General features: G+C 53.8%; 21 protein-coding genes. 13 read left to right on the top strand and 8 right to left on the bottom strand.

Annotation, left to right across the window (positions count from 1 at the left end; genetic code table 11):
* Position 1 precedes the first annotated feature (1 nt).
* From C5Y83_RS03895 to C5Y83_RS03875, 5 genes are all read left to right on the top strand, one after another.
* Positions 2-1,093: a WD40/YVTN/BNR-like repeat-containing protein gene (locus C5Y83_RS03895; protein ID WP_105328324.1), complete on the top strand. Its 1,092-nt coding sequence runs from the start codon at positions 2-4 to the stop codon at positions 1,091-1,093.
* 98 nt (positions 1,094-1,191) lie between these two features.
* Complete coding sequence (locus tag C5Y83_RS03890) at positions 1,192-1,665, top strand: VOC family protein (RefSeq protein ID WP_105328323.1); 474 nt, start codon at positions 1,192-1,194, stop codon at positions 1,663-1,665.
* A 48-nt stretch (positions 1,666-1,713) separates the two neighbouring features.
* Positions 1,714-2,187: a VOC family protein gene (locus C5Y83_RS03885; protein ID WP_105328322.1), complete on the top strand. Its 474-nt coding sequence runs from the start codon at positions 1,714-1,716 to the stop codon at positions 2,185-2,187.
* Between the two features lie 85 nt (positions 2,188-2,272).
* Positions 2,273-2,590 carry a hypothetical protein gene (locus C5Y83_RS03880; protein ID WP_105328321.1) on the top strand — a complete coding sequence of 106 codons (318 nt, stop codon included), beginning with the start codon at positions 2,273-2,275 and terminating at the stop codon, positions 2,588-2,590.
* Positions 2,591-2,688: 98 nt separating this feature from the next.
* Positions 2,689-4,104, top strand: coding sequence for a pectate lyase (locus tag C5Y83_RS03875; RefSeq protein ID WP_105328320.1), 1,416 nt, complete (start codon positions 2,689-2,691; stop codon positions 4,102-4,104).
* Here the strand turns inward: C5Y83_RS03875 and C5Y83_RS03870 are convergent.
* Positions 4,064-4,573: a GNAT family N-acetyltransferase gene (locus C5Y83_RS03870; protein WP_105328319.1), complete on the bottom strand. Its 510-nt coding sequence runs from the start codon at positions 4,571-4,573 to the stop codon at positions 4,064-4,066. The genes C5Y83_RS03875 and C5Y83_RS03870 overlap by 41 nt on opposite strands.
* 7 nt (positions 4,574-4,580) lie before the next feature.
* Positions 4,581-5,645: a potassium channel family protein gene (locus C5Y83_RS03865; protein ID WP_199194974.1), complete on the bottom strand. Its 1,065-nt coding sequence runs from the start codon at positions 5,643-5,645 to the stop codon at positions 4,581-4,583.
* Positions 5,646-6,001: 356 nt separating this feature from the next.
* On the opposite strand from C5Y83_RS03865, the gene C5Y83_RS03860 reads away from it, so the two are divergent.
* Positions 6,002-7,057, top strand: coding sequence for a sulfite exporter TauE/SafE family protein (locus C5Y83_RS03860; protein WP_105328318.1), 1,056 nt, complete (start codon positions 6,002-6,004; stop codon positions 7,055-7,057).
* 89 nt (positions 7,058-7,146) lie between these two features.
* Entirely contained in the window at positions 7,147-7,644 is a 498-nt protein-coding gene (locus C5Y83_RS03855) for an NUDIX hydrolase (RefSeq protein WP_105328317.1), read from the top strand.
* 10 nt (positions 7,645-7,654) lie between these two features.
* On the opposite strand, the gene C5Y83_RS03850 is transcribed toward C5Y83_RS03855, so the two are convergent.
* The 5 genes from C5Y83_RS03850 to C5Y83_RS03830 form a co-directional block, all read right to left on the bottom strand.
* Positions 7,655-8,104 (bottom strand): rhodanese-like domain-containing protein, encoded by a 450-nt coding sequence (locus C5Y83_RS03850; RefSeq protein WP_105328316.1) that lies wholly within the window; start codon positions 8,102-8,104, stop codon positions 7,655-7,657.
* Between the two features lie 132 nt (positions 8,105-8,236).
* Complete coding sequence (locus C5Y83_RS03845) at positions 8,237-8,674, bottom strand: rhodanese-like domain-containing protein (RefSeq protein ID WP_105328315.1); 438 nt, start codon at positions 8,672-8,674, stop codon at positions 8,237-8,239.
* Positions 8,675-8,715: 41 nt separating this feature from the next.
* On the bottom strand, positions 8,716-10,107 hold the full coding sequence (gene asnS / locus C5Y83_RS03840) for an asparagine--tRNA ligase (protein ID WP_105328314.1): 1,392 nt from the start codon (positions 10,105-10,107) through the stop codon (positions 8,716-8,718).
* 82 nt (positions 10,108-10,189) lie between these two features.
* Positions 10,190-12,010 (bottom strand): divalent metal cation transporter, encoded by a 1,821-nt coding sequence (locus C5Y83_RS03835; RefSeq protein WP_105328313.1) that lies wholly within the window; start codon positions 12,008-12,010, stop codon positions 10,190-10,192.
* Positions 12,011-12,169: 159 nt separating this feature from the next.
* Positions 12,170-13,237 carry an NAD(P)/FAD-dependent oxidoreductase gene (locus tag C5Y83_RS03830; protein ID WP_409994577.1) on the bottom strand — a complete coding sequence of 356 codons (1,068 nt, stop codon included), beginning with the start codon at positions 13,235-13,237 and terminating at the stop codon, positions 12,170-12,172.
* A gap of 217 nt (positions 13,238-13,454) precedes the next feature.
* On the opposite strand from C5Y83_RS03830, the gene C5Y83_RS03825 reads away from it, so the two are divergent.
* Complete coding sequence (locus tag C5Y83_RS03825; protein ID WP_105328312.1) at positions 13,455-15,350, top strand: carbon starvation protein A; 1,896 nt, start codon at positions 13,455-13,457, stop codon at positions 15,348-15,350.
* Between the two features lie 91 nt (positions 15,351-15,441).
* Here C5Y83_RS03825 and C5Y83_RS03820 read toward each other — a convergent pair whose 3' ends face one another.
* The gene (locus tag C5Y83_RS03820; protein WP_146117611.1) at positions 15,442-16,443 is read right to left on the bottom strand and encodes a DUF1573 domain-containing protein; all 1,002 of its coding nucleotides are present in this window, start codon (positions 16,441-16,443) and stop codon (positions 15,442-15,444) included.
* 395 nt (positions 16,444-16,838) lie between these two features.
* Between C5Y83_RS03820 and C5Y83_RS03815 the strand changes: the two genes are divergently transcribed.
* The 5 genes from C5Y83_RS03815 (at position 16,839) to rplS (ending at position 21,966) form a co-directional block, all read left to right on the top strand.
* Positions 16,839-18,632 carry a thioredoxin-like domain-containing protein gene (locus tag C5Y83_RS03815; protein WP_233207077.1) on the top strand — a complete coding sequence of 598 codons (1,794 nt, stop codon included), beginning with the start codon at positions 16,839-16,841 and terminating at the stop codon, positions 18,630-18,632.
* A gap of 253 nt (positions 18,633-18,885) precedes the next feature.
* Positions 18,886-20,346: a signal recognition particle protein gene (ffh, locus tag C5Y83_RS03810; protein WP_105328310.1), complete on the top strand. Its 1,461-nt coding sequence runs from the start codon at positions 18,886-18,888 to the stop codon at positions 20,344-20,346.
* Positions 20,347-20,398: 52 nt separating this feature from the next.
* Positions 20,399-20,866 carry a 30S ribosomal protein S16 gene (rpsP, locus tag C5Y83_RS03805; protein WP_146117610.1) on the top strand — a complete coding sequence of 156 codons (468 nt, stop codon included), beginning with the start codon at positions 20,399-20,401 and terminating at the stop codon, positions 20,864-20,866.
* A 6-nt stretch (positions 20,867-20,872) separates the two neighbouring features.
* Positions 20,873-21,589 (top strand): tRNA (guanosine(37)-N1)-methyltransferase TrmD, encoded by a 717-nt coding sequence (trmD, locus tag C5Y83_RS03800; protein WP_105328309.1) that lies wholly within the window; start codon positions 20,873-20,875, stop codon positions 21,587-21,589.
* A gap of 26 nt (positions 21,590-21,615) precedes the next feature.
* Complete coding sequence (gene rplS, locus C5Y83_RS03795) at positions 21,616-21,966, top strand: 50S ribosomal protein L19 (RefSeq protein WP_105328308.1); 351 nt, start codon at positions 21,616-21,618, stop codon at positions 21,964-21,966.
* Positions 21,967-21,984 lie beyond the last annotated feature (18 nt).

The following is a 21,984-nucleotide window of genomic DNA, read 5'->3' as shown; positions in this document are numbered from 1 at the left end:
CATGGCCGATCGAGTTGTTTTGTGTATAGGGACCAAGAAGGGGCTGTTCGTTGCTGAGGCATCGAAGTCGCGACGGAAATTTGAACTTCGCGGTCCCTTCGGCTCAGGGGTTTCGGTCTATTCCGCACTGATCGATACGCGGAAGTCGACACGTATCTACGCTTCCAGTTGCAACGCCTTCTTCGGCATGAAGGTTCTTACGTCCACCGATCTTGGTAAGAAGTTTAAGGAAACGAAATCTGCTCCCGCATTTCCGAAAGAAGATGGCCGAGCGCTTGCCAATATCTGGTCGATCGAACCGGGTGAAGATGGCAAAGACCTCTGGGCAGGTGTCGAACCTGCCGCTCTGTTTCGCAGCGAAGACGGAGGCAACTCTTGGGAGATGATTGCTGGGATCAGTAACCACAAACATTCCAAGGATTGGCATCCGGGTGCGGGCGGTCTTTGCCTGCACACAATCGTTCGCGATGGAAACAGAATTCACCTGGGCATCTCGACCGGCGGGCACTACCTGAGTGAGGACGGAGGGACAACGTTCGAGGCAGCGAACAATGGCGTCGGCGCTGGCTTCGTTCCCAATCCTTACCCAGAGTTTGGTCAATGCGTTCACAAGATCGCTCGCCATCCCGATGCCCCAGGACGGCTTTACATGCAGAATCATGGCGGTTGGCCCGACCGGCCGGGCATCGGAGTTCTACGAAGTGACGATTTCGGCCATACCTGGCAATCGATTGCGGAAGGCCTTCCTTCCGACTTTGGCTTTCCAATCGTTGTCCACCCACACGATCCCGACACCATCTATGTCGTACCGCTAGAACCAATGACACGGACATGCCCGGAAGGCCAACCGGCCATTTGGCGAAGCACCAACGGCGGCAAGAAATGGAAACGATTGACCAAAGGACTACCCAAGAAAGAGAGCTTCTTCACGGTGCTCCGAGATGGCATGACCTTCGATCATTTTGACGCGCCCGCCGTTTACTTCGGAACCACCACGGGGCAACTTTGGATGGGGCATGACGGGGGAGATGAGTGGAGTTGTTTATTCGATTCGCTTCCACCAATCAACTGCGTGAAAGCAGCGATCGTTTAGTTTTCCGCCAACTTTTTATCGTGGCGTGTCGAATCGATTAGGCGAAGAGCGACTACCTGTAAGATCCACAACCAAGCGATTCCAGGAGGTCACACTTCATGCACCGTATCACTCCCTTTCTCTGGTTCGACAATCAAGCGGAAGAAGCTGCGAACTTTTACGTTTCAATCTTTCCCGACTCCAAGATCACCAAGACCGCCTATTACGGCGAAGTTGGTCCAGGACCCGACGGCTCAGTCATGACCGTAGAATTCGAGCTCCAGGGACAGCGATTTGTCGCGTTAAACGGTGGTCCTCACTTTCAAATCAACGAAGCAATCTCGTTTGTCGTCAATTGCGAGACTGCTGACGAAGTCGACCGTTACTGGGCAGAACTCTCCGCAGGTGGCGAGGAAAGCCGATGCGGCTGGCTGAAAGATAAGTTCGGTGTCTCATGGCAAGTCGTGCCCACGCTACTGGGCGAACTCATGAGCGGAGCTGATCCTGAGAAATCTCAGATGGTCATGGCTGCCATGATGCAGATGACCAAATTGGATGTGGCCGCACTTCAGACAGCTTACAACGACGCCTAGGGCGTAAATCAATCAAATCCGAATACGACTTTCACGAAAGCAAGAGCAATGAACCAAGCTGTACCACCAGGACCTAGCGGGCTGATTCCTCACCTGGTTTGTGACCCCTGCTGCGAAGCAGTCGATTTTTACAAGAAGGCATTCGGTGCCGAAGAGAAGTTTCGCTTACCCATGGAAGGCAGCAGCAAGCTGATGCACTGCGAGATGATGGTCGATGGGCACACTTTCATGATGGCAGACGACTTTCCGGAATACTGCGAGGGGACGTCGCAGTCGCCCAAGTCACTCGGCGGTACGCCGGTTACGATTCATCGTTACGTGCCAGACTGCGATGCTGCTTTTGCCCGTGCCGTAGAGGCAGGGGCAACCGTTAAGATGCCGCCGACCGACATGTTCTGGGGAGATCGCTATGGGGTTGTCATCGATCCGTTTGGACATGCATGGTCTTTCGCGACGCCACAACGAAGAGTTTTGCCGGAAGAATTGAGCGAAGCGATGAAGAACATGCCGCCTGGCAGCTAATCTCGAAACTTCCTTCTCTAAGATTCAGCGTATATAACGAATAACTCCGAGACTTCTTGGAGTTATTCGTGTAGGTATACAAACGATGAATCATGACGGTAGTTTAATCGAATGGACGGCCCAACGTATTGCCGCGATTGGTATCGCACTTTTCGCGGTTTTACTCACTTGGCTGACAACCTCGAACATTGAGCTCACAGCGAAAAAAGGATTCGTGCTCTTGTTGCCGCTGTCAGTTATTTTCTGGCCAGAGGTAATAGAGAGAATGCATCGTAAGCAGGGATTCTATCGACTGGGAGGAGAACTCGCACCAGCGACCATCCTGCAGGTTGTTGCCTGGATCTTGCTCTTAGCACTTGGATTTTGGCACCTATTGTTGCCATGGTTTGTGCCGATCAATTAGCCCACGAACGGCTGATGTCATCCAAGCAAAGTTCAATTACAGCGTGTGCCAAGCTATACTGAGTAATCTTCCCTCCCACGTCTTTGGAAGCTCTCCTCATGCGATTCCAATTCCCATTGCTAATCTGCTTGGTCCTATTCTCTCCCACTCTATTGCCGGCTCAGTCTCCGACACCGAGCGAGACTCTTGCCGCGATGAAGACCGCGGCGGAATTTTATCGAAATGATGTCGCTTCCCACGGCGGCTACGTTTATTTCTACACCGTCGACCTGAAAGGTAGGTACGGTGAGGGCTCGGCCTCCGAAGATCAAATCTGGGTGCAACCTCCTGGAACACCAACGGTCGGCATGGCGTATCTGGTAGCTTATGACGCAACGACTGATCGCTTCTATCTCGATGCCGCGACGGAAGCTGGCGAGGCACTCATCTATGGGCAACTGAAGTCAGGCGGATGGACCAATTGCATCGATTTCAATCCAAGTGGCGATCGAGTTGCCATGTACCACAACGGTAACGGCAAAGGGAAAAACAACTCATCACTAGACGATGATCAAACCCAGTCCGCCATCCGATTTCTCATGAAGCTCGATGAGGCGCACCAGTTCCAGAATAAAAAGATTCATGAAGCAGCTCAAATGGCACTCGACGCATTGTTGGCAGCTCAATACCCGAACGGGGCATTCCCTCAAGTCTGGACAGGTCCGGTCGATCAAACGCTTGAGATCACCAAGGCAGCATTCCCCAGTTACGATTGGCGAACCGAAGGCCGCATCAAGAACTACTGGGACATGTACACACTAAACGATGGCCTCGCGGGAAGCGTGTCGGCCGTGTTGATCGACGCCCATCAGATTTACGAAGATGAGCGGTACCTGACAGCGCTGAAGAAATTCGGTGACTTTCTGATCCTGGCACAACTTCCAGAACCGCAACCGGCTTGGGCTCAGCAGTATAGTTACGAGATGATCCCTATCTGGGCCCGACGCTTCGAGCCTGCCGCCGTTGCTGGTCGCGAGTCACAAGATGCCATCGAAACGTTGCTGACGATTTACGAAGTGACGCACGAAAGGAAGTACCTGGAACCGATTCCTAAAGCGGTGAAATACCTGGAGTCTTCGCTGCTGCCCGATGGTCGCTTAGCCAGATACTACGAACTGCAAAGCAATAAACCACTTTATATGAACCGCAACGGGAAGGACTATTACTTGACCTACGACGATGCCAACCTGCCAGATCACTATGGCTGGAAGACGGATGCCAATCTCGAGGAATTGAAAGATCGTTACCGTCGCTTGGTTGGTGGCAAGACGCGCGATCCCGTGACGCCATCCCCCTCCGAAATCCGTACGATCATCGATCGTCTAGACCGTGCAGGTCGTTGGATCGAAACTTTCCAAGACCAACGCCTTGTCGGCGATCAGAAATTCCGTCCTGGGGATCAGTATATTTCCAGCGAAGTCTTCGCGGACAACCTCACGACGCTGAGCCGGTACCTTCACGCGCCTGCGAAGTAAAAAGTGTTTTCCGCATCAGGAAGTTCTGCAAGACAACACCTGAGATCGTCACTTCTTGCGGTTTTTCCACGCGAAAGCCACGTGACTCAAAGAAAGGTCGGGCCGTGATGCTGACGTGCGAGTGAAGTTCCACGAGTCCAAGCTCGCTCGCCCGGCCGTCGATAACCTCGAACAGCCGCTTGCCAATCCCCTGCCCTTGCCACTGGTGATGGACGTAAAACATGTCGACGAGTCCGTCGGCCTGAAGATCGGTGAAACCAACCAATTGCTTGTTGATGATCGCGACCCAAGGGTCGATCTGCTCCATCCGCCGAATCCAGCGGGACATCTCGATCTTGTCAGGCGCCCACACGGCGATCTGCTCGGCGGAGTAGTCACGACAATTCACATGGTGAATCGTGTCATGAAACAACGGCCAAAGCGCCGGGTATTCATCCGGCTCGGCCTTACGAACTTCCACAGACGGCATTCGGCACCTAGGAATCTAACGTCACACCGCGATAGGTGATCTTCCGCGACTTAGCATTGAATCGCTCGGCCAATTGGGGAATATCATTCGTATGTCCCAGCACGATGACGGTATCGCCACTTTCGAGAATCGTCTCACCTGGCGGGTTGAGAACGGTGCTACCGTCGGGTTTTCTCACACCAACGATCAAGAATCCATGATTGCTGCGCAGTTCGATACTGCTAATCGTCTTGCCAATTAACGCAGCTCCGTCTACCACTGTCAGTTCGTCGAACTGCAAACCGATTCGCCCCAATTCGTCCTTCATGTCGCCCTGGGCCGTCATCTGCTCGAGCATATGTTCGGCGGACGGGCGAATGATCATCTGGGCCAACTTCTTCGCTCCGATAGCCGTGGGCAAAACGACTTTATTAGCACCGCAACCGAGTAGTTTCTTTTCGGTTTTCGGATTCTCGCCCCGCGCGATGATCATGATCTCTGCATTCATCCCTCGAGCGGTCACGGCGACGAATACGTTGGTCGTGTCTTCAGATAACACGGTCGCCAACACAGCCGCTTTTTTGATCCCGGCTTGTTCCAGGACGTGTTCGTCGGTGGCATCGCCGTTGATGAAGAGGTATCCCAATTCCTGGGCAGCATGCAGCCGCCGTTCGTCCGTATCGATCACGACGAACGGCTTGCCGGACGCGGCCAGTTCGCGGGCTAGGATCGAGCCCATCCGTCCCACGCCACAGATGATCGTGTGACGGTCGAGTCGATCGATTTCTAAGGACATGCGTCGTGCTCCCAATGCTTTCTGAAGTTCACCGTCGACCACCATCTGCATGAATCCGCCGACGGTGTAAATCACCGCTCCATAGCCCGCGATAATCACCATGATGGTCAGCGCCCTGAGCGCAGGTGATTCGACCGGTTGGACCTCCCCGTACCCCACTCCGAAGATGGTAATCACCACCATGTAAATCGAATCGTCGAGCCGCCATCCATGGGCCATGTAGCCAGCCACAGCAGTGATGCAAATCGCCAGAAATAGGGACGCCCCGACCACCATCTTCCGAATTGGTCCGGACATGGGCAGCTTGGGCTTCGGTGGCGGATGGTCCGGATCGAGATGCTGGGAAACCACGCGTGGAATACCTACTCCCGAAAGAGAACCTTCGGGATAATGAGCCTGGCACTTACCTAAGCATCTACCCAATCCGCCTAAGATGGTCGATGCTCGACAGTTAACACATTGGAGTCTAGCACTGAGAGTGTTTCCACGCCATTACGAAAAATCGCATATCGCTTCTTCTGCTGAACAATTGTCTTGACAACTGTTGTTTAGACGCACACAATTCGGCTAATCGGATAAGATTCGTGACTTCGCCATGATTGAAATTTGGGGGTTGTGAATCATCAATCCGTTTTCTTTGGACGTCACCCTCGATGGGGTTTCTTACGTTGAAATCGCTCCCTCGGCTCTGGCCATTTTATGCCTGGCTTGTCGCTTTTTATGGCACTTGGCTGGCGATCGTCTCGCTAAGTGAGGCTTGGTCGACGGTTGCCGCGCATTGGCCAATCGCATTGACGATGTCGGCAGGTTCGTACGTAGCCGGTGCGACCCCCATGGGTGGCGGCACGGTCGCGTTTCCCGTTCTGGTCTTGTTATTCGAAATGCCTGGCTCACTCGGTCGCAACTTTGGCTTAGCCATTCAGTCGATTGGGATGGTGTCGGCCAGCATCTACATTCTATCCTCAGGTCGAAGCGTCGATTGGAACCTGCTTCGCCCTGCCCTGCTCGGCGTATTAGTCGGTATGCCAATTGGAGCCGCTTGGGTAGCGCCGGCCATTTCTGATTTATGGGTGAAGTTGATCTTCGCCGTGATTTGGGCCAGTTTCGGCATCATGCACTTAGTGAAGCTGCGTGAATTAGTAGCCGCCACCGGCGTTAATAGTCGCTGGCGAGCTTACGATCTTCCGATTGGTCTGCTCATCGGAATCATGGGGGGCATCGCGTCTTCGATTACAGGTGTGGGGATCGACATGTTGATCTACGCTACGTTGGTTCTGCTCTACCGAGCGGATCTCAAGCTGGCGATTCCCACGTCGGTTATCTTGATGGCGTTCACCTCGGTCGTCGGAATTGCGTCGAATTCCCTCTTGGCAGCGTGGCAGCCAAGCACCTACGGAATTGATCCCGAGGTCTTCACCAACTGGCTGGCGGCGGCCCCGATCGTTGCCTTGGGTGCCCCATTCGGAGCTCTGGTAGTGAATCTGATCAGCCGAACCCCGACGCTAATCTTTGTGTCGCTCTTGTGTATTGGCCAGTTCATTTGGACGCTGATTCACGAGCAAGTGAATGGCTTGACTTTCGTTGGAGCAATTGCTGGGGTCCTTCTGTTCAACGTCTTGTTTCATGGTCTCTACCATTTGGGTCGAGGGGAAACGCCATTTATGATCGGCAATTCCGCGGAACTGGCGACGGACGAGAACAATCGCTGAATGGCCCCTCTTTCGAAGAACGGCTCGCTTTCGCACAATGAATGGCGTCCAAATGCTTGTTCCGTAGATCTGTGCCAGGAGTTCTCCGTATGAAATCGCCAGAGACTGTTTTCGAGGGAGTTCGATTCAATATCGAACGTGTCTGGCAAGGCGAACGCCCGCGCGATGTAATGCGGCATCCCGGGGCCGCGGTGATTCTGCCGCTGGTCGATGACCAGCATGTTTGCTTAATCAAAAATTATCGCATCGCGGTAGACGAGACGTTGTTCGAGTTACCTGCCGGAACGCTGGAACCCAACGAGCCGCCAGAAATCACCGCTGGTCGTGAACTCGAAGAAGAGACTGGCTACCGAGCGGACAAGATCGAACTACTGACCGTCTACTATCCATCGCCTGGCGTGATGGACGAAAAGATGTACACCTATTTGGCGACCGGTCTCACAATGCACGCACCAGCTCGCGAAGAAGGAGAAGAAATCGAGAACCATGTGGTGTCGCTAGATGAAGCGAAAGAGATGATTCGCGATGGACGGATCGCCGACGGTAAGACCATCGCCGGCTTGCTCTTCTATTTTCAGTTCAAGTAACGGACGATGATTAGTCGTTCGACTGCGGAGGCGTCAGTTTCTCTTGCGGCTTCGACTTGGCATCCTTGTCGGATGCTTGCACAAAGCCAGCTTCAACCATGTCGACATACGACTCGGTGATCGGAATGACTTCGATCCCCATCTTGCCGAGGACGCGTGCGGCAAGTTTCGCGCGGCCTCCGGATTTGCAGTGGCAGTAGATCTTCTGTTCCGGCTCGGCTTTGATTTTCTCGGTGGCCTTGGCACTACTCTCCCGAGAATTGATCTCCGAACCGGGCACAAGGATGGCATCGGCGAAATGGGCCTTCTTCCATTCCTCTTCTTCGCGAACATCGATCAGAATTGCCTTTCCGCTTTCGACCTCCTTCTTGACCTCTTTCAGGTCGACGGCAAACGCCGACGAAACGAGGCATAGGAGAGTGGCGACAGAAAGGACGAATGGGCGAAGTTCGTATTTCATCGTTTCGATTCTTCTAGTCGATGCGTTTTTCGTAGGGGCGGACGGGTTTTCACACACCTGTGAATATAACCAGAATAAGCCCGCAATGCACTCGTCGGCATCGCTACCACGCGGAAAACCACCGACCGACCACTATGGGGCAGACAACGGGATGCTGGGATCGTAATTGGGGTCGCCCGCCTTCTTTTCCTTGAATCCTGCATCGACGAAAGCCTGATAAGGCTGCGTGATTGGGATAACCTTCGCATCGACACGATTGAACATATCGGACGCAACGACGGCGACTTTGCCCTTCTCGCTGAAGCAATAAATCTTCAGACCTGGAACTTCCAGGTAAGGAGCGATGAACTTTCGTGCTTCGATGTCGAGCGAAACTTTGGAGAATGGGCACGGAACTGCGATTTCCAGGTGAGCCTTTTTCCACTGGACTTCTTCACGCACATCGAGCAAGACCGCCTTTTCTGCCTCGATCTCTTTTTTTAGCTCCCTCAAATCGACGCCGAACGTGGTCGATACGAGGGACAGAGTCCCTAGAAGAGTCAGAACGATCAATGCACGTCGATGATCCATGATTTCGGTTTCCTCAGGGCAATCGGCGGAAAATGAGCCGATTAAAACTCGGCCCAACCAGGAGTCCGGGGGAACGGAATCACGTCTCGAATGTTCCCCATGCCAGTAATAAACTGTAGGACGCGTTCCAGGCCAAGGCCAAAACCGGAGTGAGGAACCGTGCCGTATCGACGTAAGTCTAGATACCACCAGTAGTCTTGAGCATTCAATCCTTGCTCAGCCATGCGACTTTCGAGCACATCGAGCCGCTCTTCCCGCTGGCTGCCACCAATGATTTCGCCCACTTTCGGGACGAGCACATCCATCGCGCGGACCGTTTTCCCGTCTTCATTGCACCGCATATAGAACGGTTTAATCGAACGCGGATAATCGTGCAGGATGACTGGCCGCTTGAAATGCTGCTCGGTCAGGTACCGTTCATGCTCCGACTGAAGATCCATTCCCCAACTCACTGGGTATTCAAATTGATGCCCGGACTTTTGCAAGATCTCGACGGCATCGGTGTAACTGCATCGTAGGAACTCGGTCTCGACGATGCCTTGTAAGGTATCGAGGATGCCTGGCTCGATTCGTTCGTTGAAGAACGCCATATCGTCGGCGCAATCGTTCATCACGTCGGTGAAGATTCGCTTAAGGAATGCTTCCGCTACTTCCATGTTGGCTTCGAGATCCGCGAACGCGATCTCTGGCTCCACCATCCAGAACTCCGCCAAGTGACGCGAGGTGTTCGAGTTTTCCGCGCGGAAAGTAGGACCGAAGGTGTATACTCTGCCCAACGAGGTAGCAAAGATCTCTCCTTCCAACTGGCCACTCACCGTCAGAAACGCGGGTCGCGCGAAGAAGTCCTTGCTGAAGTCGACCTTACCGTTGACCTTCGGTGGTTCTTGGACGTCAAGCGTCGTCACCCGAAACATCTCACCAGCCCCTTCGCAGTCCGAGGCGGTAATGATTGGCGTGTTGACGTACAGAAAACCCCGTTCCTGAAAGAACTGGTGAATCGAGAACGAGACCCGATTCCGAACACGAAACACCGATCCAAACGTGTTCGAGCGAGTTCGCAGGTGAGCCCATTCCCTGAGCTTCTCGAAGGTATGCCGTTTCTTCTGCAGCGGATACGTTTCCGCATCCGCCGTTCCGTAGAGAAATACTTCCGCAGCTTGAACTTCGGTCGATTGGCCCTTGCCTTGCGATTCTTTGACCTCACCAACCACACGAATCGAGCACCCAGGCGTGAGGTGTTTAATCTCGTTCTCGTAGTTGGGCAACTTATCGTCGGCGATAACCTGAATATTGGCCAGGCAGCTTCCATCGTTCAATTCGATAAAGCTGAAGCCTCCCTTGGAATCGCGACGGGTACGGACCCAACCCTCAAGGCAAACTTGCTGACCAATTGTCTCCGCACCACGAGCTTCCAGAACGGACCGTTTCTGCATGGGACCTTCCCTGTTTATCGAATTACATCCGTCGCGATCCCTGGACTTTTGTATGAACAGGGATCGCTAGGAGTGATCTGAATTACGACGCGTCAGCGACTCCTTCTTCCGCCGCAGCCTCGTCGTGAGGCGATCGGAAGAAGAATCCGCCTACAAACAGGATCAGATAGCCGACCACAACGGTCAAGACGGTGTACTTCAACGGAAGCGGTGTACCCGCTCCAGTCACCTTGTCGTAAATAGCCACACTGGAGGCAGCAATGGCCCCCACAACCGATACGAGCATCAGCACATTCCAGATTAGCCAACTAATTCCCGTTGGCTTGTCTTTCCCGAGAATTCGGGTGCTATTCATCATCATGAAAAACGTCACGTAGGCAATCGGGAGGAACATTCCCGCAAAGCTCGACGCCAAAATACTAAGCCAAGTCTTCGCGTCTCCATTCCAGACGATAAACCAGGAAGCTCCCGAAAGCCCTGCCAAAGCACAACCGATGATGTGCACAACTCCGTTCGGTTTTACATTGGCCATTTCGGTGAAAGCATATCCGTTGATCATCATCAAGATCACAATCGTCGAAAAGCCCATTCCAAACACGCCCAGTCCGAAGATCCACTTCGATAGAAACTCACCCAAGAGTGGCTTCAGTGAGTCGGCGAGGACCGCTTCGTTACGTTTGACGAGCGATGCTGCGAGCGTCTTCTCCTCTTTCGAGAGTTTGGCCATCCGATCGAGCAGTGGCGGATACTTTTCGCCCGAAGCCAGCATGTTCGCAATCAGTTTGCCGTTGTCGATGTCGCCCGTTTCTGACTTCGCCCCTTCCAAGTAAGCATCAGGAATATCCAACGGCTGCTCCTTGTCCATCAGAACGCGCGTTGCGAGTAACTTTTCAGCTCCACCGTAGATAGGGCTTGTCGCCATTACAGCGGGATCATTCGAGAGAAAGTCTTCGCCAGGATTTGCATGGAAAGCGGACGACGCAGCAATCACCACGCAACTGGTCACCAAGATGTAAGGAATCGCCATACCAGTACAAAGGTCGAAGCGTGCCAAGCCGCGGAACGGACGATCCCACCCGCGAGCCAACATCGAGTACGGCATCATGAAAGTCATGTTGATACCGACGGCCGTGGCAGCCGCACCAATCATCGCGGCACGTTGGTCGGCCACGATCTTGTCCGTCCAAAAATTACGATATGGTTCGGCAACTTGAGCCGCGATTTCAGCGAGTTGCCCCGTCGGTTTGCTCCAACCAGATAAATCAGGAATGAAACCTTGGAAGACGTCCGACCAGGAAAAAGCATCGGACATGGCCAACTTGATTACCACGCCAAAGAAGCAGAGCACGATCATGCCGATGATCGCTTTCAGCAAGATATCGAAGATTTTCGATGGCAAACCAGGTCGCATGTTTAAAACAACCATCGCCCCACCGGCCACGAACAAGAGTGCCGAGACGACAATCTGCGAAGTGAGGCCATCGGTAAAGAGCCCCATATTCTTATTGAGCACGCCATAGCAGAGCCCGAACTGCGGCATCAGGAAGATCATGTTCGCCGCAACGGTTGCCAGCACCCAGCCCCAACCCAGCACCGGATTGATGTGCGAATTGATTTCGCGGAAGGGACGCTTGCCAGTCGAAAGCGTGACATAGCTGATCGCCGAGAGCATCACCACGCCCATCACAATGGCAACCAGTTGCAGCCAAAGTAGATTGAAACCACCCAAGATCCCGAGAAATACAGCCCCGGAAAGGGAACCACCACCCAGCGTAATTGCGCTTTGAATCCAGCCAGGCCCGGACAAGCGAACCCAAGCACCAAGCGTCGCTCCAGGGCCTTTTGCTTGAGCCTCTTCCAGAATCTCGCGATCTGTTTCGACTTTGGTTGTGGTTTCCGACATAGCGAATCCTTCGCCTAGATTTGGCGTAGATAAGGGGATGATGGAGAGGTGGGACCATGAAGAAGGGGAACTGTCATAGTTCCCCTTGCTTTGCTGTTTCAGTGTGCAAATCGAACCAGCAAGGTTCTCAGTGCATCTAATGATGGTTGCATTTTTGGCTTAATGCAAGCCCTGAGAGGCCAACCATCGTTCGGCATCCAAAGCAGACATACAGCCGGTTCCGGCCGCAGTAATTGCCTGACGGTAATAGTCGTCAGCGACGTCGCCTGCGGCAAATACCCCTTCCACGCTGGTATTGGTGCGGAACGGAACCGTCCACTTCAAATAGCCAGCATCGTTCATATCCAACTTCCCTTTCAGGAAATCTGTGTTGGGCGTATGTCCGATCGCCAGGAAGAAGCCGCTTGTCTCCAGTTCCTTCTTGGAATCATCCACGGTGCTATCAAGCTTTACGCCGGTGACGCCATTCTGATCGTCACCGAGAACTTCGGTCACGACATGGTTCCAGACGATTTCGACCTTCTTGTTAGCCATGATCCGATCGACCATCGCCTGTGAGGCTCGGAACTTGTCGCGACGATGGACCAAGTACACGACCGAACTGTATTTGCTGAGGTAGTCAGCTTCTTCGATGGCCGAGTCACCACCGCCCACCACGACACATGGCTTGTTGCGGAACCGAGGCAAAGCACCATCGCACACCGCACAGGCACTCACTCCACGGTTTTTGTAGATGTTTTCCGACTCCAGACCGAGGTAATTGGCCCGTGCTCCAGTGGCGATGATCACCGAACGAGCTTGAAGCCACTGTTCCCCTTCACGTGGTTTCAACTTGAAGGGACTGGTGGAGAAGTCAACTTCGACGATATCGTCGGTCACCACTCGTGTCCCAAAGTTCTTCGCTTGTTGACGCATCAGTTCCATCAGTTCTGGGCCGCTAACACCGTGCTTCTGGTGCGGAGCCATGTACTGGCGGAGGCTATCGTCGATCGCATTATCGAGATAACCGCTCAAGTCGCCCGCCGGGAAACCAGGGAAGTTCTCGACTTCGGTCGTCATGGCCAATTGCCCTAACGGACCGCGGCCCAGGTCGTAATGCTCTTGCAGGGCAGCGCCCTCATATAACAACGGATTTAGATTCGCACGCGCTGCATAGATTGCAGCCGTCCATCCAGCAGGTCCACTTCCGACGATAATGACGTTTTCAGTCTTGTCTGACACGATCAATCTAATCCTTATGAAATCGCAGCGAGTCGGTGTGGGTCGTCTCGTTCCGAAAAAAAATTCTTCTCAGTTTTTAACCAAGCTATTCACCCCGCTGGGAGAATTCATCATTATAGGGAGAGGCGGGAATGCCCACTATCCCCGCATCCGACCCCCTCCCTCATGTCTCCTTCTCCCCTTGGATGCACGGCCTCCGACGCCGTGACAAGCATTTTCGCTTATGTCGACCTTAATTGTTGCGGTCCTTTCGTTTGTTGGTTTCATCGTTGCCTATCACACCTATGGGCGTTGGCTATCGAAGAAGATTTTCAACCTAGACGACGAGCGCGAAGTTCCCAGTAGACAGCTGCAAGACGATATCGATTTCGTCCCCACAGACCGCCAAATTGTATTCGGCCATCATTTCACGAGCATCGCAGGTACGGGGCCAATCGTCGGCCCCGCGCTCGCCGTGTTCTGGGGCTGGTTGCCTGCCCTGCTGTGGGTGGTCTTTGGTTCGATCTTCGTCGGAGCGGTCCACGATTTGGGCTCGCTCATCGTTTCGCTACGAAATCGTGGCCAAACGGTTGGTGAAATCGCAGGTCGCATGATCAACAAGCGAGCAAAGTACCTTTTTTTGCTGGTTCTCGCTTCAGCGTTGATGGTGGTGCTGGCCATTTTCGGCTTAGTGGTCGCAGTAATCTTTGCTCAATACCCACAAACGGTTTTACCCGTATGGATCAGCATGCCGATCGCGATCGCGCTGGGGCTGTACGCACGAAAGAAGGACGCCCACTTGCTGGTCCCTTCATTGGTTGCCCTGGTGATTGTTTACGCCTCGATCCTCGTTGGTGTTTACTACCTACCGATCGATCTCGCGGCAATTTTGCAGAATGTTCTCGGCGGCGAACTGGCCCAGAGCCCTTACCTCAGTGCCTTGGTCATTTGGACCGTGATCTTGCTTGCTTACTGCTTCGTCGCGTCGGTTTTACCGGTTTGGCTGCTGCTGCAACCACGTGACTATGTGAACAGCCACCAACTATTGGTCGCGCTTGGTTTGTTGTTTATCGGCTTGCTGGTGGCTAGTGTCACCGGTGCGGCTGATCTAATGGTGGCGACCCCGACGGTCGCGAATGAACTTCCGGCAGGCACGCCGCCTCTGTTTCCGTTCCTGTTTATCACGATTGCATGTGGTGCCTGTAGTGGCTTCCACTGCCTGGTGAGTAGCGGCACATCGAGCAAGCAAGTCGCCAAGGAATCCGACGCTCAGTACATCGGTTATGGTGCCATGCTGCTGGAAGGTGGCCTCGCCGTGATCGTGATCCTGGCCTGCTGTGCTGGCGTTGGGATGGGGATCTTTGAACGGAGTCCACTAGAAGATGGCGGCTTCGCTTATACCGCAGTTACTGATGCCGAGGGACTGCCGATCGTGGGTCGTGCGGCCTGGGAGACACGCTATGACATGCAGAAAGGCTGGGACGCATTCGGTCTGGCCGACTTGGTCGCGGCATTTGTCGAAGGAGGTGCCAACTTCCTGACGGCAATCGGCATTCCTCTGGAAGTCGGGATCAGCATCATCGCCGTCCTGGTGGCGAACTTTGCTGCGACAACGCTAGATACGGCAACACGCTTGCAACGTTACGTCCTGCAAGAGTTATTGGCCTCAACGCCGGTGACTCGCGCGCTATCCGGCAAGTACACTGCGACAGGCTTAGCGGTGATTTCCGCACTGGCGATCGCCGTTTTCGCTGGCCCCGTTCCCGGAGCAGGTGGCAAGATCCTTTGGCCCTTGTTTGGTGCGATGAATCAGCTTCTTGCGGGTCTGGCGATGATGGTCACGGCCTTCTACCTCTGGCGTCGCAATCAGCCAATTTGGTTTGTGGTGATTCCAATGATCGGCATGCTGATCTTCCCGGCTTGGGCGATGTACTACAACCTTTTCAACGAGCATGGCTACCTGGCCAAGCATAAAACACTGCTCAGTATTCTCGGTATCAGCGTCTTGGTACTACAGGCCTGGATGGTTGTTGAAGCGATTCTGATGTGGCCGCGAGTACGTGGCGTGCTTGAGGAGTCACTGCCCCCTCTTCCTGAGAAGACGTTGGCTTCGAACAAAACGGAAGTTCCCGTGACCTAGCACTGGAACGTATCGAACAATAAAAAAAGGCCTACGTTCAGAGGGAACGCAGGCCTTCCTATTTGATTCAAAGATTCGGAAACCGTCGTTCTTAGGTTTCCGACTTGCCACCGAGAACAACAGCAGTGGCGACCGATTCACCTTCGGTGCCGCCAGCGAGATCGGTCTCGATCACGATCTTTTCAGCGACCTTACCACCGTCGACGCCTGCGGTGAAGGTGAGTGGCAGGAAGTGCATTTTCTTGGCTTCGCTTGGCAGTTCAGCGAACTTGAAACACTCGTTGTCACACTTGACTCCGGTGATCTTGAATGGCTTATTAGCTCGCACGATCAATTTCTTTTCGGTCGACTCACCTGGCTTGAGTTCGCCCAACTGAAGGGCACCTGGGCTGACGTTCAGCGGCGATTCGACTTTACCTTCGACGTTCAAGGGAATCGAAGGTGCCCGACCGTCGTTGGTGATCAATGCCAACTGACTGGAGATGAATCCGACCGGGGCGTTTTCCTTCAAACGCACCGTCAGGTCGTAACCCACACGGCCGCCGCCACGGTTGGTTTCCAGCATCTCAACACCGAGGAAGTCATCGTTACTACGAACGTCGGTGATTGTCCAATCGCTGCGGCCAGCCTGGCTGACATGCACCTTAGCGACACCACCTTCTCCCTTTTCAACCGTGCCGAATTGAACCGAACCTGGCTCGAACACAACGTCGCCGCGGATATTGGTCGAAACGTTCAACTGGACTTCCGCGTAGAACGGTTTATCGATCGTAACCGTAACGGTCGCTGACTTATGGCCCAGGAAGCTATCGGTATTCAGCTTGGCGACGATGGCGCCCTTATCCCATGTTTTCAACGTGTCGTTCTTGATCGAGGGGCTAGTGCAGCCGCAACTCGAGCGAACGCTTGCGATATGGACATCTTCTTCGTAGATGTTTTGCAGTTCGAACTCGTAGAAAACTTTGGCCCCTTTCGCCACGTTGCCAAAATCGTGCGTACGCACTTTGAACATCTTGTTCGCCCAGTCCTGACTCATTCCCAGTGTTGCAAACATGGGTACCAGACAAACAGCGAGCCATAGCTTTCGATACACGGTTGGATCCTCCGATATTTGGCGGGTAGGTTAAAAGAGGTAGGGGGTCACGGAATCGACTTAGTCCCGTCCGCTTATCGACCATTCCACCAAAGATAGCACGTTCATGGGGGCACGTTCGAAAATATCGTTTCCGGCTGATGCCAGATTAATCGCTATAATCGTTATACTTTGTCGGCTAAATTCTATGCCCACCCCAGTATTTTTTTAAGTTCCTCGCTGCCAGCTTGGCCTTGATGCGATAGCAACCTAGTTAGTTTGCGGGAATCGAAAGAAACATTGATGTCCCTTTGCCGGTAGGCTATCTGGTATTGTACGAATACATACAGCCTTTTTCCGCTCAAATCGGTCCAATTCCATTGGAACCCCGCCCCCAAATTCGGAAGGTAACATCCATGACCACCCTGGATAATTTTTTCTTGCCGAGCTTGCGCAAGCTAGCCATAGCTGCTTTGGTGCTTTTGCTAGTTGGCTGTAGTAACTCAACCACCAACTCATTCGCCATGGCGGAAGAGCAAGAGCCTCAACCGATGGCAGGTGACGCGCAATTCGTTGCCAAGGAGATGGACAATCCGTTCAAAGTCCGGATCCCAGCACCTCCCTTCCCACGCGACATGGAATGGCTGAACACCAAAGGCCCCGTTGAGCTGAAGGACCTTAAAGGAAAGTTCGTCTTGCTCGACTTCTGGACCTACTGCTGCATCAACTGCATGCACATCCTCCCAGAACTAAAGGAGTTGGAGCACGATTATGCGAACCAATTGGTCGTCATTGGTGTTCACTCTGCGAAGTTCGAGAACGAAAAGGATGCCAAAAACATCGAGGAAGCCATCCTCCGCTACGAGATCGAGCATCCCGTGGTCAACGACAATAACTTGAAAATTTGGAACAACTACTCCGTTAGTAGTTGGCCGACGATGTACCTGATCGATCCGGAAGGAAATGTCGTTTACCTCCGCCGAGGCGAGTTCCTGGCCGACGATATTCGCGGCATCCTGGATGGGGCAATTCCTTATTACCGTGCGAATGGTTCGCTCGACGAAAAGCCGATTCAATTTGATTTACTGGCTTACAGCCAAAAGCCAACTCCGTTGCGTTTTCCGGGAAAGATCCTTGCGGACGAAAAGTCGGGACGCCTGTTCATCGCGGACTCGAATCACAATCGAATCGTAATCTCCAGCCTGGATGGCGAACTGCAAGAGGTCATCGGTACGGGCGAGATCGGCGCGGCAGACGGAGCCTATTCCGAAGCCCAATTCGATCACCCGCAGGGGATGGCGCTCGTCCAGGACACTTTGTATGTGGCCGACACCGAGAATCATTTACTGCGAAAAATCAATCTCGCAGACAAGAAAGTCGAGACGATCGCTGGTGTTGGCCGTCAAGGCAGCAGCAATGAAACGTGGCCCGGCATGGGTGAGAACGCCAGCCTCGATAATCTTCCGCCACGGTTCATAGGGACACCGAAGACAACGGCCATCAACAGTCCCTGGGCACTCTGGCCTCATGGCGATAGCCTTTACATCGCCATGGCAGGTCCTCACCAGATCTGGAAAATGAAGCTCGACGAGTCAGAAATCGGCCCTTACGCCGGTAACGGACGAGAAGATATCGTCGACGGCCCTCTGCTCCCTGCGATCCCGTACCAACAAGGGTTTTCCTCGTTCGCTCAGCCCTCGGGGCTTACCTCTGACGGGAAAACGTTGTTCGTCGCCGATAGCGAAGGTAGCTCCATTCGCGAAGTCCCCTTCAACCCACGTGGATCTGTGGGCACGTTAGTGGGAACATCCAAGCTTTCGTCAGCTCGTTTGTTTACGTTCGGCGACATCGACGGAACTGCTCGCAGGGCGAAGCTTCAACACGCTCTGGGCGTCTGCTACGTCGACGGAATCATTTACACCGCCGACACTTACAACAACAAGATCAAGTCGATCGATGCCAAAACAGGCTTCGTCAAGACGATCGCCGGAACCGGCAAGCCAGGCACAGCCGACGATCCTGCCCAATTTGACGAACCGGCAGGCTTAACTCATGCTGGAGGCAAGCTTTACATCGCGGACACCAACAATCATTTGATTCGTGTCCTCGATTTGAAGACGAACCAAGTTTCGACGCTGACCATCAATGGTCTCGAACCACTACCAGTTAAACAGCGTCCCGAAGCCCCGGCAGAAGCGGTCCAAAAATAGGCAGTTCCCGCCACCTTATGAATTTCCGCTCGGCGGATCTGACCCTCGTTATGGGGGCGATCCGCCGGAAATCGCCGCTCATCGTCCTATTACCAATTGCCAATCTGGCGTTGGGTTCGCTAGAATACGCGTTTCGACCCATCTCTCGGGAGTGGTCCGTAGATATGTTTCGCCGATAAAACGGCCAAGATATCCGGACTAAACGCGAACTTCCCCGATGAACCAGAAATCTCGACCCTAAGCGAAATTTCCTATGTTTGATTCGTTACAAGACGGCTTACGATCGGCGTTTAAGACGCTGCGCGGACAAGGCCGATTGACCGAAGCGAACATGCGGGAAGGCCTGAAGATGGTCGAGAACGCGCTGCTCGAAGCAGACGTAAGCTACACGGTCGTCAAAGATTTCATGAAAGACGTGTCCGACAAAGCAATCGGACAAGACGTTCTGAAATCGCTCAAACCCGAACAACAGCTCGTCGGTATCGTTCAGGAATCCCTGGTCGATATCCTCGGTGGCGATTCCGATCCTTCGCTGCACCTGAAACCCGATGTCACCGTGCTGATGATGTGCGGTCTGCAGGGTGCCGGTAAGACCACCACCTGCGGTAAGTTAGCTCGCTTGATCGGTCAAGAAGGCAAAAAAGCCTTGCTGGTCGCGGCCGACCTTCAGCGTCCCGCAGCTGTGCACCAGTTGCACGTTGTCGGCGAAAGTGTCGACACGCTCGTTTACAGCGAAGAGGGTGCATCCGACCCGATCGCCGTCTGCCAGAACGCGGTAAAGCATGCCCGCGATAATGGCATCGACGTGGTGATCCTTGATACGGCAGGCCGTTTGGCGATCGACGAAGAGCTGATGAACCAGCTCAAAACGATCGACCTAAAAGTTCAGCCCGACCAGGTTTACCTGGTGGTCGACGGCATGACCGGGCAAGACGCGGTCAATAGTGCTAAAGCATTTAATGATGCTTTAGAGCTGGACGGCGTGATGATGACCAAGCTTGACGGTGACGCCCGTGGTGGTGCGTTGCTTTCGGTCAAGCATGTCACCGGCGTGCCCATCAAGTTCATTGGCGTCAGCGAGCACATGGACGGTCTGGAACCGTTCCATCCTGATCGTATGGCCAGCCGCATCTTGGGGATGGGCGATATCCTCTCGATGTTTGAACTGGCCCAGCGCGAGTTCGATCAGGAACAAGTTCAAAAGACGCAGGAACGTCTCCAAAAGGGGCAGTTCACCCTGGACGACTTCCGTAAACAGCTCAATCAGATTGCCCGCCCTGGCCTGATGCAGAAGATGCTCGGCTTGATGCCCGGCATGGGGGAGCTTGGCAAGCTGTTGCAAGGTGGCGACCACGAGAAAGAGATGCGTCGCCTGGGCGGCATGATCGATTCGATGACCCCAGACGAACGATCCAATCCAAAGCTGATCGACAATAGCCGTCGTCAGCGAATCGCCAAAGGCTCAGGCGTTTCCCCTCAAGAAGTGAACGAGCTGCTCAAGCAGTTTGATTCGATGGCCACCATGATGAAGGGGATGGCCGGGGGCGGCATGGGCGGTGCAATGGATATGATGCGGAAGCTTCGCAGTGGCGAGCTCATGGATCCGACCGGCCGTGTCAAAAAACAGAAACAAAGTACCGGTAAACGGATGACCTCGAAGGACATCCAGAATCACAAGAAACTCAAAAAGAAGCTCAAAAAGCGGCGTCGTTAACCTCGTCGTTGAGCATGTTGTGCTAACAGATTTACCTTAGGAGTAACGTTAAGTGGCAGTTCGCATTCGCATGAAGAAGATGGGCCGGACTCATCGTCCGTTCTATCGTATTTGCGCCATGGATTCTCGCAGCCCGCGAGATGGTAAGGCCATCGAGTACCTCGGCACCTACGATCCTTTCATTAAAGAAAAGGATGCTCGGGTTAGCCTTAAGACCGAACGCGTCGACTATTGGATCGGCGTTGGTGCTCAGCCTTCCCCAAAGGTTGCCGTTTTGATTCGTAAGTACGGCACCAACGGCTCCCATGTGGCTGCCCAAGAAGAAGCCTTGGCTCGTATGGCGACCAAGACTGCTTACGTTCCTCCGAAAGTGGAAATCAAAGAACCCGAACCAGAAGCTCCGGCTCCTGCTGAAGGAGAAGCACCGGCCGAAGAAGGCGCCGAAGCTGCTGCTCCTGCTGAAGGCGAAGCCGTGGAAGCCGCTGCCGAAGGTAGCGAAAACAAAGAGGATGGCGCGTAAGCTGCCATGCGGTTCGATCTCCTCACCTTGTTCCCCGAGATTTTCACGGGCTACCTGGGCGAAAGCCTATTGAACAAGGCGATTGATAAGCAGCTAGTTGAGGCCCATGTCCACAATTTGCGGAACTGGGCCAACGACAAACACAATCGAGTCGACGACCGGCCCTTTGGCGGCGGACCAGGAATGGTCATTCGCGTGCAGCCGGTAGTCGAAGCGATCGAACAAATCCGGCCGCTGGCCCCTTCTCCTGGACGTTTGATTTTGCTGAGCCCCCAAGGCAAAACGCTCGATCAACCACTGGTAGAGGAACTCGCCCAAGAGCAGCGGTTGACCCTGATATGTGGGCGGTACGAAGGCTTCGATCAACGCGTGATCGACCTTCTGCACCCCGAAGAGGTTTCGCTGGGTGACTTTGTTCTCAATGGAGGCGAAGTCGCAGCCATGGCGATCATCGACAGTGTGATCCGCCTAATCCCCGGCGTCCTTGGTGACGAACAAAGTGCAGTGGACGATTCCTTCAGCGAAGGCAATCGTTTGCTCGAGTTTCCCCAGTACACGCGACCTCGTGAATATCGAGGACTCAGCGTTCCAGAGGTACTTCTCGGTGGTAATCACCAGGAAATCCTCGCTTGGCGGAAACAACAGTCGCTAGAAAAAACAAGAGTGCGTCGCGCCGATCTGCTGAACAAGCCGTCGGACGACCCCAATGAAAATAAACGTTAATTCGCTGTAGTAGAAGGAACCTGGCAATGAGCCAAGAACTAATGAAAAAGGTCGAACAGACCTATCTGAAACCTGAAGTCGACTTCTTCGAAATCGGCGACACCGTCGAGGTCCACACCAAGATTCTCGAAGGTCAAAAAGAACGTATCCAGAAATTCATCGGTACCGTGATCGCCAAGAGCGGCAGCGGCACTCGTGAAATGTTCGTCGTCCGCCGCATCGTCGCCGGCGAAGGCGTCGAAAAGAAGTTCCCAGTCCACAGCCCTCAAATCGCGAAGATCGAAGTGACTCGTCGAAGTGTCGTTCGCCGCGCCAAACTGTACTACCTCCGCGATCGCGTTGGTAAGGCAACCCGCCTGCGAGAACGTCGCGTTTAGTTCACCGCGTCGATTTCT

Source organism: Blastopirellula marina, from assembly GCF_002967765.1.
GTDB classification, from domain to species: Bacteria; Planctomycetota; Planctomycetia; order Pirellulales; family Pirellulaceae; genus Bremerella; species Bremerella marina_A.
Note: the sequence above shows the minus strand (reverse complement) of the source record. Positions and strands in the feature narration are given on the sequence as shown.